The sequence below is a fragment of the Actinomyces oris genome (assembly GCF_001937665.1).
Lineage (GTDB): Bacteria > Actinomycetota > Actinomycetes > Actinomycetales > Actinomycetaceae > Actinomyces > Actinomyces stomatis.
Genome location: NZ_MSKL01000003.1, coordinates 19,551 through 35,723 on the forward strand (window position 1 = coordinate 19,551; position 16,173 = coordinate 35,723).

Below are 16,173 nucleotides of genomic sequence, written 5' to 3' on the forward strand. Positions count from 1 at the left end.
ACGTGTCTCGAACTCGAATGCTGATCCTCCCCGCCATCCTGGTGCTGGGTCTGGGGCTGGCCGCCTGTGGAAGCGGGAAGTCCCAGAGCACTGCCAGCCCCTCCGCCCCTGCCTCTGCTTCCGCCAGTGGCTCGGCCTCTGCTCAGGCTGCTCCCTCGAATGTCGCTACGCCGACGATTCAGACCGCGAAGCCGACGGCAGCGCCTCCGTCTCCCTCGGACGATGTCTCCACCCCGGACGCCTCCTCGATCGACCCCAAGGCCGTTGAGACCGGTGACCTGTCGAAGGATGAGTATCCTGAGGTGGGTCTGGACAAGTCCGTCCGTGTCGACGGGGATCTGGTGGTCTCTCTGGGGCAGATGCAGGCGAAGGACTTCGCCAGCGGGCCCGGTGAGGTGGGGGGCTCTGGAGTCCTGGTGCCGGTGAAGGTGACGAACAGGTCCAGCCAGGACATGCCGCTGGCCAGCGTGCTGTCCACCACCGTCAACTACGGCGAGGGTACTGGTACGCCTGCCAGCGAGATCGTCTCGGCCTCGGATGCGGTGCCGGCCACGCTTGCCGCCGGACAGACGGTGACCGTCAATCGCGCCTTCGTCATTCCGGCGGAGGAGCGAGGAAATGTCAAGGTCGTCGTCGACCTGGGTGCGGACCGCGGGGCCGCCACCTTCAGGGGGTCTGCCGGCTGATCCGGGACGAGTCCTCTGAGGGCGTTGTCTCTCTTCCCTCTTGTCTGCAATCAAGGCGCCGTCCGTTGCTCACCTTCATGAGCAACGGACGGCGCCTTGGTGTGACGCGCGACCCGCTCGGACAGCTCGGGTGAAGGTTCTCGACTGTTGCCTCGCTGTGACATGAAATGAATCGGTCCTGAAGGCAACCTGAGTCTTGTCTATATAGAAGGTAGTTCCGATGGAAGGGTCTTATGGGTGTACCCGATTCCTTGAAACGTATGGATGATGGCGCCATTTGAGCGAAGGGTCGGTGTGCTGCGGGATTGTTCCGACCTGTGGTGTGCGCCAAAAGGGCGGTGAGCAAGTTGTTGACGGTGTACGATGAGCGCGCCCGTCGACCCTGGCCGGGCGCGGAATACCAGCCATTCGTAAGGTTGTGTGTCCGTGATCTGAGTATGTTCTGAATGGAATACCTGTGAAGCTCCCCCGCCGACTCCTGAGCGGCCTGCTGGCCGCGGCTCTCGTTCCCATTGGTGCCGTCACGCTCGCTCCGGCATCCCCCGCCTCCGCGGATCCGGCTCCCGCCGGCGCCGCCGGCACTCCCAGCACCGTCTCCGCCGACGCCCTGCCCACCGCCCAGATCAACGGCATTGTCTGGGACCAGGTCGTGGTCGGGGACATCGTCTATGCCGTCGGAAAGTTCTCCTCGGCGAGGCCGGCGGGATCGCCGGCCGGTCAGAACGAGACACCGCGCGGCAACGCGATGGCCTACAACATCAACACTGGTGAGATCGTCGACTGGGCGCCCACCACCAACGGCACCATCAACACCATTGCCGCCTCCGCCGATGGTCAGACCCTCTACCTGGGCGGCGAGTTCACGACACTGAACAACCAGACGGCCTGGCGCGTCGGAGCGGTCAGGACCTCCGACGGTCAGCGCGCTCCGCTGGGCGCCTCGGCCAACGGTAGCGTCAAGGCCCTGAGTGTCTCCCCTAACGGACAGACCCTGTACATCGGTGGGGCCTTCACTCAAATCAACTCCTCGGCCCGCCAGCGCGTCGCCGCGCTCAACCTGGGTAGCCAGCAGCTGACGAACTTCGCGCCGAAGATCGACAACTACTACGTGCGTAGCATCGTCGAAGCCGTTGACGGCTCGGCCGTGGCTATCGGCGGGGCCTTCGAGTCCGTCGGAGGCAGCGACAAGCCCGGTCACGGGATCGCCATCTTCGAGAAGGACGGCAGCCTGCGCAAGAACAACGTCTCCAGCGTGGTCCGCGGCGCCGGCGCCGAGGCCTCCGTCATGAGCGTCAAGGCCGACGAGCAGGGCCTGTACGCGGCGAGCTACTCCCGGCTCGGCACCTTCGAAGGCGTCATGCGTCTGAACTGGACCACCGGGGACATCGACTACATGGCTGACTGCCACGGCGACTCCTACGACGTCCTGCCCGCCGGTGACGTCGTCTACGCCGCCAGCCACTCCCACGACTGCTCCAACATCGGGGGCTTCCCGGACGTCTCCTACCACTACCACAACGCGGTGGCCTACACGAACGCCGCCACTGGAACGGTGAAGGACAACAGCGCCGCGGGCTACAAGAACTACGCCGGGCAGAACGCCACCACCAACCTCAACTTCTACCCCGACTTCACGCCGGGCAAGATCTCCGGTGCCATCCAGGCGACCTGGACCGTTGAGGGCAACGACAAGTACGTCGTCTACGGCGGCGAGTTCCTGGCCGTCAACGGCGCTGCCCAGCAGGGGCTGGTGCGATTCGCCCGCCGCGACATCGCCCCGAACAAGCAGGGCCCGATGGACAAGGGCGGTGCCTTCAAGGTCACCGGCTCCTCGCCGCGCGCCGGGGTCGTCTCCCTGTCCTTCAAGGCCAACTGGGACAGGGACGACAAGGCCCTGACCTACAACGTCTACCGCGACGCCATGAACGGTCAGCCGGTCACCAGCCAGACGGTGAGCGCCGGCTTCTGGGAGCGCTCCGATCTCAGCGCCACCGACGTCGTCGAGCCCGGAAGCACCCACCGCTACCGGGTCCAGGTGACTGACCAGTGGGGGGCCTCCACGGTCTCGGACTGGGTGACGGTCAAGGCCGGTGAGGGCCAGGGCCTGAGCAAGTACGGTGCCCGCGTCCTGGCCGACGGCGCCGCCCACTACTGGTCCTTCGACGAGACCGACGGCGACAAGGCCGAGGACTTCGTGGGCCAGCGCAACCTGACGATCCGCGGCCAGGCCTACAAGCGCGGAAGCAAGTCCGTCCTGGACTCGGGGGCCTCACTGGGCCTGACCTCGGACAGTGGGAACAAGTCGCACGCCGCGACGCGCGTCGCCTCCCAGGCTCCCACCGCCTTCTCCATGGAGGCGTGGGTCCGCACGAACTCCACCTCGGGTGGCCATATCATGGGCTACGGCTCCTCTGCGGCCAACCAGTCGTGGAGCCGTGACCGCATGGTGTACATGCGCAATGACGGCACGCTCAGCTTCATGCTCTATCCAGGCAAGCTGACCACCATCACGACTCCCAAGAGCTACAACGACGGACAGTGGCACCACATCGTGGCCTCCATGAGTCCCACCACCGGCGCCATGCTCTACGTGGACGGCAACCTCGCCGCCTTCGACGGCTCCATGACTGAGGGACAGAGCTACTCCGGTTACTGGCGCATCGGCGGGGACGCCCTCAGCGGAGTCAACGGCCAGCCCTCCAACACCAACATCCAGGCCGACATCGACGAGGCCGCCGTCTACAGCACGCCGCTGTCCGCACGGCAGATCGCCGAGCACTACACCGCCGCCACCGGTAAGCAGGTCGAGCCGGACAAGGGCAAGGACAACGGCAAGGACAACGCCGGCAAGGACAAGGGCAAGGACAAGCAGCCCGAGGGCAGCGCTCTGCTGGAGGACCCCTTCGAGCGCAGCGTGAACGGCGGCTGGGGCAAGGCCAAGGCCGGCGGTGAGTGGAAGACCACCTGGAACGCGGCGGCATTCTCCGTCGACGGCACCAGCGGTCGGATCGCCATGGCCGGTCCGCGCTCCTCGGCATCGATCATCTCCGATCCGATCAAGTCGACCTCCACCGACGCCGTCGTGGACTTCTCCCTGGACGCGGTGCCGTCCGGGAACGGTGCCTTCATCTCCTACGCCGCCCGCACGACCAAGGCCGGTCAGTACCAGGCCACGGTCCGCATCGGCAGCACCGGCAACCCGGTGGTCACGGTCTCGCGCGTGGTCAAGGGTCGGGAGACCTCCCTGGGCTCCTACGTGCTGACGCAGCCCTACACGGCCGGTCAGCCGCTCCATCTACGCATGGTGGTCGACGGTGCGGAGTCGACCAACATCCAGGCCAAGCTCTGGGCCGGTGACGCCGAACCCGCCGAGTGGGGGATCGAGGCCGTCGACAACGACAAGACCCTCAACGAGGCCGGCACCGTGGGGCTGACCACCTACATGTCCAGCTCGGCCGGGCCGGAGACCGTGACCCTGGCGGTCGACAAGGTCACCATCAAGCAGCGCTGACGCCGTCGAGCGCAGTGCGCATACGGGGCGGGCCGGGAAGATCTCAGGAGCTTCCCGGCCCGCCCCGTGTCGGTGCGTGCTGTATCCGCGGCCCCGGCGTCCAAGAGGTGGCCACTCCCCGACATGTCACACGGAGGCAACACGGTGCGTCCCTAGGATCACCCTGTAGCGAGAACCCACTAGGAGGAACCATGATCAGGGTAGCGATCAACGGATACGGCAACCTCGGCCGCGGCGTCGAGCAGGCCATCACCAAGAACGCGGACATGGAGATCGCCGTCGTCTTCACCCGGCGCGACCCGGCCACCGTCGCCACCCAAGGGGCTCCCGTCGCCCACGTCGATGACATGGCCGCCTGGGCCGACAGGGTCGACGTCTGCCTGAACTGCGGAGGCTCGGCCACCGACCTGATCGAGCAGACCCCGGCCGCCGCGGCCCTGTTCAACACGGTCGACTCCTTCGACACCCACGCCCGCATCCCCGAGCACTTCGCCGCCGTCGACGCCGCCGCCAAGGCCTCCGGTCACGTCGCCCTGATCTCCACCGGCTGGGACCCGGGTCTGTTCTCCATGCTGCGGGTCCTGGGTGAGGCCGTCCTGCCCGACGGCGCCACCACCACGTTCTGGGGGCCCGGTGTCTCTCAGGGGCACTCCGACGCCCTGCGCCGCATCGACGGCGTCGTGGACGCCAAGCAGTACACCCGCCCGGTGGAGGCCACCGTCGCCGCGGTCAAGGCCGGCGACGACGTCGAGCTGACCACCCGCTCCATGCACACGCGCGACTGCTACGTGGTGGCTGAGGAGGGCACTGACCTGGCCCGCATCGAGCGGGAGATCGTGGAGATGCCCAACTACTTCGCCGACTACGACACCACCGTCACCTTCATCACCGCCGAGGAGCTGGCCGCCGAGCACTCCGGGATTCCGCACGGCGGCTCCGTCATCCGCCGCGGGCACACCTCCGAGGGCGTCGCCGAGACCGTGAGCTTCGAGCTGCAGCTCGGCTCCAACCCGGAGTTCACCGGCTCGGTCCTGGTCGCCACGGCGCGTGCGGTGGCGAGGCTGGCCGCCCGCGGCGAGTCAGGTGCGCGCACTGTCTTCGACGTGACGCTCGCCGATCTTTCGCCCACGACTCCTGAGGACCTGCGCGCCCACTACCTGTGAGACGGGCGGACAGCCAGGGGCGTCCCGCCGTCGGCGTCGAGCCGGCGGCGGGACGCCGAAGCAGCGGCTGAGTCAGCCGCGGATGAGGGGCTCGTCGACGTCGGGCAGCTCGCCGCGACGGGCGGCACGCAGGAGCCTCATCCCGTCACGGGTGGCCTGCGCCGCCGTCAGGAGCGGGCGGCGAGTGCTCAGGAGCTGGCGCCTGCCACCGCGCAGGACGATCTCGCGGGCGGCCCGGCCCGCCGTGGCCACCCACCGGCGCTGCGTGGCCCGGTCCAGGTGCAGCCCGGCGTACAGCAGCCGGTTGCGCACGTTGTAGTAGTAGTAGATGTCCGACTTGGCCCGATCGGACTGGTCGCCCTCGGAGTGGGTCCCGCCCTCGTCATGGACGGCGACGGCGTCGCGCACCAGGGCCAGGCTGCCTCCGGCCGCCAGCACCCGGGCCGAGAAGTCCACGTCCTCCCAGTACAGGAAGTAGCGCGCGTCCAGGCCGCCGGCGGCCTCGAAGAGGTCGGCCGACAGAGCCAGGCAGGCCCCCGAGAGCCACGGCTGCGTACCGCCCGGGGGAATCGGGCGCGGTGAGCGGCGCGAGCGCATCGAGCCGTCCGCCAGGCACACGACGATCCCGTCGGAGACGATGCGGCCTCCGGAGTCCTTGAGCACCGGCGCCACCAGGGCGAGTCTGTCCGCGTGCGCCCTGGCCGCCAGACGGATGAGGTCGGCCCGGGCGATGACGGCGTCGGGATTGAGCAGGACGAGCAGGTCGGCGCCGAGCTCGCGGGCCCTGGCCGCCCCCAGGTTCATGCCGCCGCCGAAGCCGGTGTTCGTCTCCGGCAGGACCGCCTCCCAGCCCCGTGAGGAGGTCAGTGCCACCAACTCCTCGCGGGCGGCGGGCGTGGAGTAGTTGTCGACGACGATGATGCGGGCCTCGGGGGAGTCCTCGGCCACGCGCACCAGCGTGCGCTCCAGCAGCGCCGCCGAGTCGTAGCTGACGACGATGACCGCCGTGCGCGAGAGCAGCTCGCCACCGGAGAGCCCGCCGGACGCCTCGGTGATCTCGACTGTCTTGGCCGGAGCGCTGGTCTTGGGGCCGGTCGGCTCGGAGTTCTCAGCGGAGTCGGTGCCCTGGGCGGGGTCAGGGGTGGCGGTCATCGGAGCAGGAGCCTTCCTGGTGCAGGACGGTGTCGGAGTGGTGCAGGCGGGATCGGTTGCTGCGGGCGTCACGCCTCCGAGGGGCCGGTGGTGCGACGTCGTGTCCCGGGTGCTCTCGCCGTGGGGCGCACCCGGTTCGTGATAGTACCGTTAGACCCTGATATCACGCCGCGATCCGCCGGCAGGCGGGAGGAAGGACGGGGCTGGACGTGCACCTGACGATCGCGATGCTCACCTACCGCCGAAACGACTACCTCGCCCAGGTGATCCCCGAGCTGCTGGCTCAGGCCGACGACGTCTCCGACGCGCAGACGACGGCGAGCGTGCTCATCGTGGACAACGACCCGCAGGCCGGGGCTCGGGCCGTCGTCGAGGCAGCCCGGGCTGCGCTTGCAGGCGAGCAGGCGGAGGCGTCGGAGCCAGCAGGGCGGGCTGATACGGTCACCGCGGCTGCGACGTCGAGGCTGGTCTATGTCCACGAGCCCGAGCCGGGCATCGTGGCCGGACGCAACCGGGCCCTGAGCCAGGCCCACGGCTCTGACGCCCTCATCTTCATCGACGACGACGAGATCCCCTCGCCGGGCTGGCTCAAGGCCCTCGTGAGCACCTGGCGCGACCAGGGCTGCGCCGCCGTCACCGGCCCCACGCCGCCGACCTTCGAGGTCGACCCCTCCCCGTGGGTCACCGCCTCAGGCGCCTTCGACTCCTGGGAGGCCGCCGACGGCGCCCAGGTCCGCAGCGCCGACACCGGCAACCTGCTCCTGGACCTGGCCGTCGTCGAGGACCTGGGGCTGCGCTTCGACCCACGCTACGGGCTCACCGGCGGCGAGGACTCCCTGTTCACCCGCCAGCTCACCCGCGCCGGCGGCGTCATCCGTTTCGCGGCCGGGGCGGTGGTCACCAAGCGCGTGCCCGCGGCCCGCGCCCGGCGCACCTGGGTGCTGGAGCGCTCCCTGCGTTCGGGCTCGTCCTGGGCCCGGGTGCGCATCGACACGGCAGGACCCGCCGACGGCGGTGCCTCCGGCCGGCTCGCGCGTCTCAGACTGCGCCTGGGATACGGTGCCAAGGGACTGGCCAAGGCCGGTGTCGACGGGGTGCGCGCCGGCGTGGCCCGTATCCGCGGTGACGTGCCTGCCCAGGCCCGCTACGAGGTCTCCTCACGCGGGGGACTGGGCATGGTCGTGGGTGCGCTGGGTGGGCACGTGCGCGAGTACGGCCGCCCCCGCCGCCGGCGGAGCGCGGCGCCGGCCGGCAGGAGGAGCGCATGAGCCGGCTGACGATCGCCATCCCCACCTTCCGCCGCCCGGAGGACCTGAAGCGGGCCGTCAGTGGGGTCCTGGAGCAGGCCGGTGAGCTGGTCGGCGGCCTGAGCGCCGAGGCCGGCGAACCTGAGGGTGATGCTGCGGACGCGACGGGTACGGACAGGGCGGCCGGTAGGGGCGTCTGCGACGTCGAGGTCCTCGTCATCGACAACGACGCCGAGGGCACCGGGCGCGAGGCCGCCCTCGCCGCGGCGGCTGAGGCCGGGGCGGAGGTGCGTTTCTCCGTGGAGGGACCGATGGAGCCTGGGACCGTGAGCCTGTGCTATGTCGTTGAGGAGCGGCCCGGCGTGGCGGCGGTGCGCAACCGCGCCCTCGACGAGACCGGCGGGCGCGACCTGCTCGTCTTCATTGACGACGACGAGGAGCCCGAGCCCGGCTGGCTCACTGCCCTCGTGGGGCTGTGGGCCTCCACCGGCTGCCAGGCGGTGGCCGGCCCCGTCATCCCCGTCTACGAGGTCGAACCGGAGGCGTGGGTGCGTCAGGGAGAGTTCTTCGTGCGCAGGACCTGGCCCACCGGCACGGTCCGCCCGGTGGCGGCCTCCAACTGCCTGCTGCTGGATCTGGGGTTCGTGCGCCGGGCCGGGCTGCGCTTCGATGAGGCCTTCGGTGCCACTGGGGGAGAGGACACGCTCTTCACCCGCCGACTGAGCGCCGCCGGCGGCGTCATCCGCTGGTGCGATGAGGCGCGCGTGCGTGACCACGTGCCGGCCTCGCGCCTCACCCGTCCCTGGATTCTGCGGCGGCAGCGTTCCCACGCCGCCACGTCGGTGCGCGTCGAGCTGGCCCTGGCCGGTGGCGGGGCTCAGCCGGCCATCCGGGCCCGGGCCGCTGCCGGTGGCCTGGTGCGTATCGTCGTCGGTGGTCTGCGAACCGCCACTGGAACCGTCATTGGCAGCCCCCGGCATGCGGCCAAGGGGGCCCGGCTGTTGGCCCGGGGCCGCGGCATCCTGGCGGCCAGCGTCGGAGGCGGCGTCCACCGCGAGTACGACCACTGAGACGGTGCCAAGAAGGTGCCGAGAGGCTGCCATTTGGGTGGCGGTGGATCTGTCGACGAGGTGACATGAGAGTGTCTTAGAGCCTTCCGCCTTCATCGAAGTAGCGCTGCTCGGCCTCGGTCAGGTCCGTCATTGCAGGAGACTCGATAACAACATCAATGAACCTGCGGGTGCCTCCGAGGATGATGCTGACACAGGAGCGCAGGTTCCACGTGTTCAATACGCCGACAGTGCTCGATTCCGTACTGCCTTGACCGTACAGACCGTTGAGTGCATCAACGTAGGTCTTATATTGCGAGCGAATAATGTGATAGATTTGAGGTTCTGCATCACTGTAAAGTCGAGTCGTCAGGTTGAAGTTAATTTCAGAGGCAATAGAGCGGTCGTCGGGATCCAGGCCAATGTTTCCGTCTTCTTCGCCACCACTGACCGCGGTGACGAAAAAGCGTTCATCGTCCGGTGATGGTTTCCAGCCGAACTGGTCTCGGAGGGCGAATGCCTCGTTGATAGTCATGGGCCATCTGTGCTCGGCGATAGTACGGATCATCGCTAGCCCCTCTTCAACAGGGTAGATGCGGAAATGCTGGCCTCTCATTGCTGACATTGATTGATTCAACTCCAAAAACCGTCCGTTGATGGCGAGTCAACCTGTTTTGTGGGGATCGCTTAAATCTTAAGGGCTGATGGAATGGCTTCGTTAAGGTACCACATCCAGAAAGTTCGACGCGCTTCAACGTCTACTTCTGCAGCAGGTCTCCAATTCATGCCGCCCGCGACCGCACACGCACATGCATAACTGCAGTCCAAGGAATCTGGCAGTAGCTCGTCGTCATCCTCTATAGTTTCATCAATGTCGGCGTACGGGTCTCGATAGCAGGTTGATGCAATGAGTTGTCTAGCCGCGTCGGCGACCATGATGGCACGATGGTTTGCAGGATTTGTGGCGGCTCTGTCTAAACTTTGGAAGAAGCGGTGTGCTTCTATTTCCGCTCGATCGGCACTAACTTGTCGTTCGACGACCTGGTGAGCCAATGTTAGCATATCCTCTAATGAGGGATTGTTGGGGAATGATGTGGTCCATAGATGCTGGACGTGGCGCACACACTTCTCCTGTAAAGAAATGCGAAGTCGGTAAGAGCGTTCTGCGTCTTGAGTGTCGATCATTGCAGCATAAATCCTCATGCGTCGCCTTATGGCCAGAATTCCTTTACTGTCGTCACCTACTTCCACCTGGGCGATTTTTATCTGGGTTGCAAGCGCCTTTGTGTCAATCATTGCAGCCATTATCTGATGCAGGTTTGCAGTTGAACTGGTCTCGTAGGGTGAATGTCTCTTTGGGTGTCACTATGATCGGCGATTGTTCGGACGGCGGCCAATCCCTGCTTAATAGGGTAGATGCGAAAATGTTGGCTTCTCAGTGTCGACATCAACCGATTCGCCTCCAAGCGGTATGCCAGGTATGAGAGATCATTCAGTTTAACAGGACCTACTCAGTTCCTGAGAACTACTGGAATGGCTTCGTTAAGGTACCACAGCCAGAACGCACGTCGAGCTTCGACGTCAACATCTTCGGCGCCCTGCCAATTTAGTCCACGTGCCAATGCAGCTGAACAGCAGTAACTTAGATCCAGAGAATCGGGAAGTAAGTCATCATCCTCTAGGTCTCCATCCATTTCTACTTCATAATACGGATTTCGGTGGCATGCAGAAATTACGGCGCTTGCTGCAGCATCGGCAACAAATGTGGCCGGTTCTGTAGTGGTGTTGAGTTCGGTCTCGAATAGGACGTCTTGAAGAAACTGGCTTGCTTGTTCTTGAGCGTGATCTGGGTTGACTCTCCCCTCGGTAACCGCGTGTGCAAGTTGCAGCATGTCTTTGATCCCTGAGTGTTCAGGAAAAACTTGGTACCACACGTGCTGAACGTGATGTACGCACAATGAGTTGAGGCGAACTCGAGTTTGATACGACCATTCAGGGTTGTCATCATCAATCATTGCCCTCCAAATAGATAGCCGTCTCGCTAGCGAAAGAATCCCCTTAGGGTTGTTTGTCACTTCAGTTCTACCGGCATGTAATTGCTCGTTAAGCATTTGGATATCGATCATAACTTATCCCTCTTAAGTCCTAGTGTTCAACTCCAACATTTTCCCAGGGTTGGGCAGTTTGGCATGATCCAAACCCATTTTATATTCTATTGAGGTTTTCTCACCGGGGCGGTGGTGCTGATGGATTGAGTGCTTGGATGGCTGAGAAGAGTGGATAGGGGGGCGAGGTGTGTTGGAGCGGGTGTACGCTTAGTCAAGCGTCAATGTTATTGTCGACCAGGTGGACCTGCCCGCAAGAAAGACTCCGTCTGCTGTCCTATCGTTCCACTCTCGACGTACCCATCGCCACTGCGCTCGCCATCAGCGGCTGGTTGACCACCCAACGCCCGTACCTACGACAGCCGACCCCATCAACGGATCGCCTCCACCTGGGGCCAGTCCGTCCTGGTACGGCGCTGGCAGGGCCGCAACCCGTACTGTCGGCAACCACCTGTGGTGCTCATAGGCAAAAGGCCTTCAACGGCCACGTGCAGATTCTGATCTATCACATTGGTTTCCGGCGTGGATCGTGCCCCTGAAGCCCAGCTTGCCCCATGACATTACCACTGCTTGGGCTCACGCACTGCCGGTGTTGTGTCGGGCAACCTCGTTGGGACTGTGCACTGCCGTGCACAAGGGCTACACCGGGGCCGGCACCGGCATCAAGGCCCTGGCCCAGAACGCCGACTCGGACCCCGACAGACACCAGATGGTGCAACGAGCCGATCGCCTGGGCAGTCACCGTCCCGTTCCAGATGCACAATAATCCGGTGGTCAGGGAGACAGTGGGGATTGTAATCCTGAAAGCGTGCTTGTGGAGTATTCGTCGTATATCACGAGTATGCTGCATTGAGTGCCGACGAGGATTTGAGAAAATGTAGAGGTGCGGCTCAGCTAGGTGGTCGCGCAGCCTTCGACAACATCGCGCGAGAAAGCGGAGTATGAAGACGTTTTAGAGTTCTCCGCCCTCATCGAAGTAACGCTGTTCAGTCTCAGTCAGATCCATCATTGCAGGAGATTCAATAGTTGCAGATATAAAATATTGAGTAGCCCCTATGAGCACGCTAGCCCGTGATGGAAGAATCCACTCTGAAGTTGCGACTAAGGTGTCGGAACTATGGTCTCCGTTTCCATAGATGGAAACCATGGAGTCAACGTATGATAAATAAAGCTTTTTGAGGTTCTGATTTTCTCTGATTGCAAGTTCTCCAGAGACTCGAGAAGTTAGCTTGAATCTTATTCTAGACACAAGGTTTGCGTTGGAGACGTCGTAGCCAACGTATCCGTCTTCTTCACCGTTACTGACGGGAGTGGTGAAGATAGTTCCGTCGTCCGGAGCGGGTCGCCAGCCGAATTGGTCTCGGAGGGTGAATGCCTCGTTAATGGTCATGGGCCATCTGTGCTCGGCGATAGCACGGATGACCGCTATCCCCTCTTCAACAGAGTAGACGCGAAACCGCTGTCCTCTCATTGCTGACATTGATTGATTCAACTCCAAACACTGTCCGTTCATAGCGAGTCAACCTGTTACACAGGGCTAACTTAATTCCTGAGGGATGCTGGAATGGCTTCATCAAGATACCACATCCAGAAAGCGCGACGCGCTTCAACGTTAACCTGATCTACAGGCATCCAGTTCATGCCTCCCGCGGCGGCACTAGCACATTGATAACTTGGATAGAATCCCTCAGGGGCGAGTTCATCATCGTCATCAATTGGATCAGTGACTATATCAGTCATATCGCGGTGAGCGGCTAGAACCACAGTGCCGGCTGCCGCGTCAGCGACGAATAGTGCTGGGCTGTACGTCATATTTTGCGGGATTGTTGTATCCAGTTTCTGCGTGAACTTAAATGCAGAATTTATTGCCCATTCAGAGTCTACTTTTTCTTCCATGACCAATTGAGCTAGTTCCAGCATTTTTAAAACACCAGGATCTTCCGGGAATGTGCGATCCCATATGGTGTGAACGTGGTGCACTGAATTAATCTGCAAATACATTAGTTGGTAATAAAATTTACTCCGCCCCCATGAGTTCAACATCGTTTCCCAAATCTGTGTTCTGCGTTTAAGTGTTAGAATTCCTCTTGCGTCGCTCGCAACTTCGATGCGGCCGATCTTAATTGCGTCTGCTGTTGCATTTTTGTTATCCATCTTGACTTCCCCGTGTTTTGGCTGTAACTTCAGAACAAGTTCCCAGGGAGGGGCTGCCCCGGAGGCACTACAGTTCCGTCATATGCCATAGTTGTGCCGTCGGTTTTAAAAATCCATGTTCCTTCGGGGTCTGTGACGCACCTGTCCTGTTTTTGGTACTGAGCGAAACGATGAAGCCAATCTGTGCAGTCACTGCGCATGGGTCTTGATGCGCCGATTTCGGGATATTTTGCGGTCAGTGCTTTATGTCGCTCTGCGTGCGACATAAAATAACGACCTTTCGTGCCCATGTTGTTGTGGTGGGGGGCGAGGGTGTTCCATTTCTACACTCACTTTAAAGACGTCGTCGACATTGGGGCTTTGGAAACCGTCTGGCCGCCTTCCTCGACTCCAGCCACTAAGGGCGTCATTGCTTCCTGCAACATTATCGGATGACACTGTTTTGTGCTCTTAACGTCGCCTGCGGTTCACCTCTTTAACGCGTCCTACGGCTCGTGTGTGTGCTGCTTGTGATTCTGCGACGTGTTGGGTTTCGGTTCTGGCTGCTGCGTGTTCGGTGGCTACGGCGGCTCCCTTGCCTCCTTGTCTCATGGCGGTGTTGCTGGCGGCCATGTTCCTGACGGTGGTGCGGGCGATGTTGTGGGTGCCGGCGCTGAGGGCTGATCCGGGTATGAAGGTCAGGGCGAAGTCGTTTGGACTCGCAAGGAACGTCGAGTCGCTGTCGCCGAACAGCACCGATGGGCCAATCGCCTGGGCAGTCGCCATCCCGCTCCAGATGTACAACAATCCGGTGGTCGGGGAGGCAGTGGCGATAGCAATCCTGAAGGCGTGCTTTGGGAGTAGTTGTCGTACATCACGATTATGCTGCACTGAGTGCTGACGAGGATTTGAGAAAATGTCGAGGCGCGGCCCCGCTAGGTAGCCGCACAGCCTTCGACAACATCGCGCGAGCAAGCAGAATACGAAGACGTCTTAGAACTCTCCGCCTTCATCGAAGTAATGCTGTTCAGCCTCAGTTAGATCCAACATCGCAGGAGACTCAACGACGGCAGACACGACCCCTCTGGTGGCCGAAATGATCACACTAACTCGTGACGGAAGAATCCACTGCGTTGACGCTACGGTCTGATCAGATTCAGAGTCTCCTGCTCCGTACAGGGAGTTGAGTGCATTGACGTAGGAAATATAGGTGTCCTGAACAATCGCCTGTATCTCAGGTGGAACATCCTGGCGAAAGGTGGTGCTCAAGTTGAAGCTGATTTCGGACACGAGACTTCTATCTGTGATGTCGCGGCCGATACTTCCGTCTTCATCACCGCTATTGACTGGTGTAACGAAATATCTCCCATCGTCTGGCGCTGGTTTCCAGCTGAACTGGTCTCGGAGGACGAATGCCTCGTTGATGGTCATGGGTCATCTGTGCTCGGCGATGGTGCGGATGATGGCTACTGCCTGCTCGGTGGAGTAGGCCCGGAAGCCTGGTGTGGGGGCATGGTTGTCTCTTGGTGTCTAGAGGATGTTGACGGATTGCTGGAGTACCTGGGCGATCTCGTGCATCTGTGAGAACGGCTGGCCTCCGACTTCCGTGAGATCAGGTGTTCTGGTGTAGATCGTTCTCGCGTTGAGCTCTCTTGATCCCCATCTCAGCCTCAACCAAGGGCTCACCGCGGGCAGTGGTGTCATAGACCAACATCCGATCATCGTCAGAGGTGACGATATCTTTGACCCGCTCGGGCGTAATCAACTGTACCCCCTTAGGGTCGCCAAGTCGAGGAAGTGGATCTCGGGTTACAGGATCCCCCAGCCACACATCGATCATGGCGTGCGCAGTTAGGTACTCAAGAATCTCACACGCTCTTTGTAGGGCGGCATATTCATCGAGATTCTCCATAGATTGAACAGTAGTGAGGACTTCCAACCCGCTTGTCTCGCCCTCCATTCCCATAAAAAGCACTTCGGCAACAGTAGAATGAGTCATAGTGCTGGACTTCCTTTCAGTGGAATCCTATACTTTCGTCCACCCTCAGAAACTCGAAGATATGGTCCAGCGTGAACCGGGTCCCACGCATCCGGCCAGCCGAGTTCATACATAATTACTTCCCCTCGAACATGAGGGTTCTCAAATTTAATCCCATTGGGTTCTTTCTTGGGCGTGCCAACAATCCAATCGTCCGGAATGATATCGAGAATATCTTCGGCGGGGCGTCCTCGCATGCTCTGAACGTCGGGGAACGGACCTCCGGGGCGTGGCTTGTTTCTGCTGTGAGCGTGACTTCCGTTTTTCTTTGGTGGGGCGCCTCTGCTTCCTGCAGCAGCTGGCCTGGCTTCGGTTCTGGCTGCTGCTTGTTCGGTGGCTTGGGATGCTTTCTTGCCTCCTTGTCTTAGGGCGGTGCGGGTGGCGGCCATGTCTCTGGCGGTGGTGCGGGCGATGGTGTGGGCGCCGGCTCCCAGGGCTGATCCGGGGATGAAGGTCAGGGCGAAGTCGAACAGGTCCCAGGCTAGCTGGCCGGCGGTGACGTTGCTGAGGTAGGAGGAGGTCGCCGCCGCAGGGTTGTGGATGAAGGAGGCCAGGCCGTGGCCGTGGGCCGCGGCCCATGTCAGGACGCCGGTGGCTCCCATGGCCAGGGCGAAGGTGGATCCGGCTGTCATCAGCAGTGTCACGCCCAGCGCCGTGACCAGGATCTGCCCTGTCGGTCCCAGCAAGTCCCACCACGTGGCCAGCTTGTCGAGCAGACCCGCGAAGAACGCCGAGTCACTGTCACCGAACAGAAGCGAGGACCCGATCGCCTGGGCAGCCACCACCCCGCACCACAGGCACAGCAACCCCGCCACGGCTGAGACCGTCAGCGCCAAGACGGCGAAGGCCCAGCGCGCTGCGGGCTCGACCCCGGGGGTGGTGGCGGCCATGGCGTCACGGCGGGTCTCCATCACCTGGGCAGCGGTGAGCCGGCCCTCGATCATGCGCTGGGGGCGGGTCATGCGCCAGTCTGTGTAGCCACGGGCGATCACGGCCAGGTCGCTGTAAGACAGCACCACCAGGGCCACGACCGCCTCGATCGGAGCCCGCACGAAGGCCGGACCCCCAATCACCGGCAGCAAGGACGCC

Annotated in this window: 13 protein-coding genes and 1 pseudogene; 5 read left to right on the plus strand and 9 right to left on the minus strand. The window is 62.7% G+C overall.

From position 1 onward, the window contains the following. The first annotated feature begins 2 nt into the window (after nt 1-2). From BKH28_RS00720 to BKH28_RS00730, 3 genes are all read left to right on the plus strand, one after another. The gene (locus tag BKH28_RS00720) at nt 3-686 is read left to right on the plus strand and encodes a hypothetical protein (protein WP_256695407.1); all 684 of its coding nucleotides are present in this window, start codon (nt 3-5) and stop codon (nt 684-686) included. A gap of 457 nt (nt 687-1,143) precedes the next feature. After that, nucleotides 1,144-4,197 carry a LamG domain-containing protein gene (locus BKH28_RS00725; protein WP_075417034.1) on the plus strand — a complete coding sequence of 1,018 codons (3,054 nt, stop codon included), beginning with the start codon at nt 1,144-1,146 and terminating at the stop codon, nt 4,195-4,197. A 191-nt stretch (nt 4,198-4,388) separates the two neighbouring features. Further along, on the plus strand, nt 4,389-5,360 hold the full coding sequence (locus BKH28_RS00730) for a diaminopimelate dehydrogenase (protein ID WP_075417035.1): 972 nt from the start codon (nt 4,389-4,391) through the stop codon (nt 5,358-5,360). A 72-nt stretch (nt 5,361-5,432) separates the two neighbouring features. Here BKH28_RS00730 and BKH28_RS00735 read toward each other — a convergent pair whose 3' ends face one another. Next, entirely contained in the window at nt 5,433-6,512 is a 1,080-nt protein-coding gene (locus tag BKH28_RS00735; protein ID WP_075417036.1) for a glycosyltransferase family 2 protein, read from the minus strand. Between the two features lie 209 nt (nt 6,513-6,721). On the opposite strand from BKH28_RS00735, the gene BKH28_RS00740 reads away from it, so the two are divergent. Together BKH28_RS00740 and BKH28_RS00745 are read left to right on the plus strand one after the other, a co-directional pair. After that, nucleotides 6,722-7,780 carry a glycosyltransferase family 2 protein gene (locus BKH28_RS00740; RefSeq protein ID WP_075417037.1) on the plus strand — a complete coding sequence of 353 codons (1,059 nt, stop codon included), beginning with the start codon at nt 6,722-6,724 and terminating at the stop codon, nt 7,778-7,780. Next, nucleotides 7,777-8,829 carry a glycosyltransferase family 2 protein gene (locus BKH28_RS00745; protein WP_075417038.1) on the plus strand — a complete coding sequence of 351 codons (1,053 nt, stop codon included), beginning with the start codon at nt 7,777-7,779 and terminating at the stop codon, nt 8,827-8,829. The genes BKH28_RS00740 and BKH28_RS00745 overlap by 4 nt, the downstream gene beginning before the upstream one ends. Nucleotides 8,830-8,905: 76 nt before the next feature. Here BKH28_RS00745 and BKH28_RS00750 read toward each other — a convergent pair whose 3' ends face one another. The 8 genes and pseudogenes from BKH28_RS00750 to BKH28_RS13490 form a co-directional block, all read right to left on the minus strand. Beyond that, complete coding sequence (locus BKH28_RS00750; RefSeq protein ID WP_075417039.1) at nt 8,906-9,433, minus strand: DUF6301 family protein; 528 nt, start codon at nt 9,431-9,433, stop codon at nt 8,906-8,908. A gap of 62 nt (nt 9,434-9,495) precedes the next feature. Beyond that, entirely contained in the window at nt 9,496-10,104 is a 609-nt protein-coding gene (locus BKH28_RS00755; protein ID WP_075417048.1) for an Imm5 family immunity protein, read from the minus strand. Between the two features lie 215 nt (nt 10,105-10,319). Continuing rightward, nucleotides 10,320-10,934: an Imm5 family immunity protein gene (locus BKH28_RS00760; RefSeq protein ID WP_075417040.1), complete on the minus strand. Its 615-nt coding sequence runs from the start codon at nt 10,932-10,934 to the stop codon at nt 10,320-10,322. Between the two features lie 931 nt (nt 10,935-11,865). Further along, a complete protein-coding gene (locus tag BKH28_RS00765; protein WP_075417049.1) occupies nt 11,866-12,393 on the minus strand; it encodes a DUF6301 family protein in 528 nt (175 codons plus the stop codon). A 62-nt stretch (nt 12,394-12,455) separates the two neighbouring features. Next, nucleotides 12,456-13,067 (minus strand): Imm5 family immunity protein, encoded by a 612-nt coding sequence (locus BKH28_RS00770; protein WP_075417041.1) that lies wholly within the window; start codon nt 13,065-13,067, stop codon nt 12,456-12,458. 972 nt (nt 13,068-14,039) lie between these two features. Beyond that, nucleotides 14,040-14,477, minus strand: a complete 438-nt coding sequence (locus BKH28_RS00780; protein WP_256695408.1) for a DUF6301 family protein — start codon at nt 14,475-14,477, stop codon at nt 14,040-14,042. Nucleotides 14,478-14,658: 181 nt separating this feature from the next. Further along, a complete protein-coding gene (locus BKH28_RS00785) occupies nt 14,659-15,045 on the minus strand; it encodes a hypothetical protein (RefSeq protein WP_075417043.1) in 387 nt (128 codons plus the stop codon). Further along, nucleotides 15,042-16,173: pseudogene (locus BKH28_RS13490) on the minus strand (hypothetical protein); the annotation flags it as partial. The gene BKH28_RS00785 and the pseudogene BKH28_RS13490, both read right to left, overlap by 4 nt.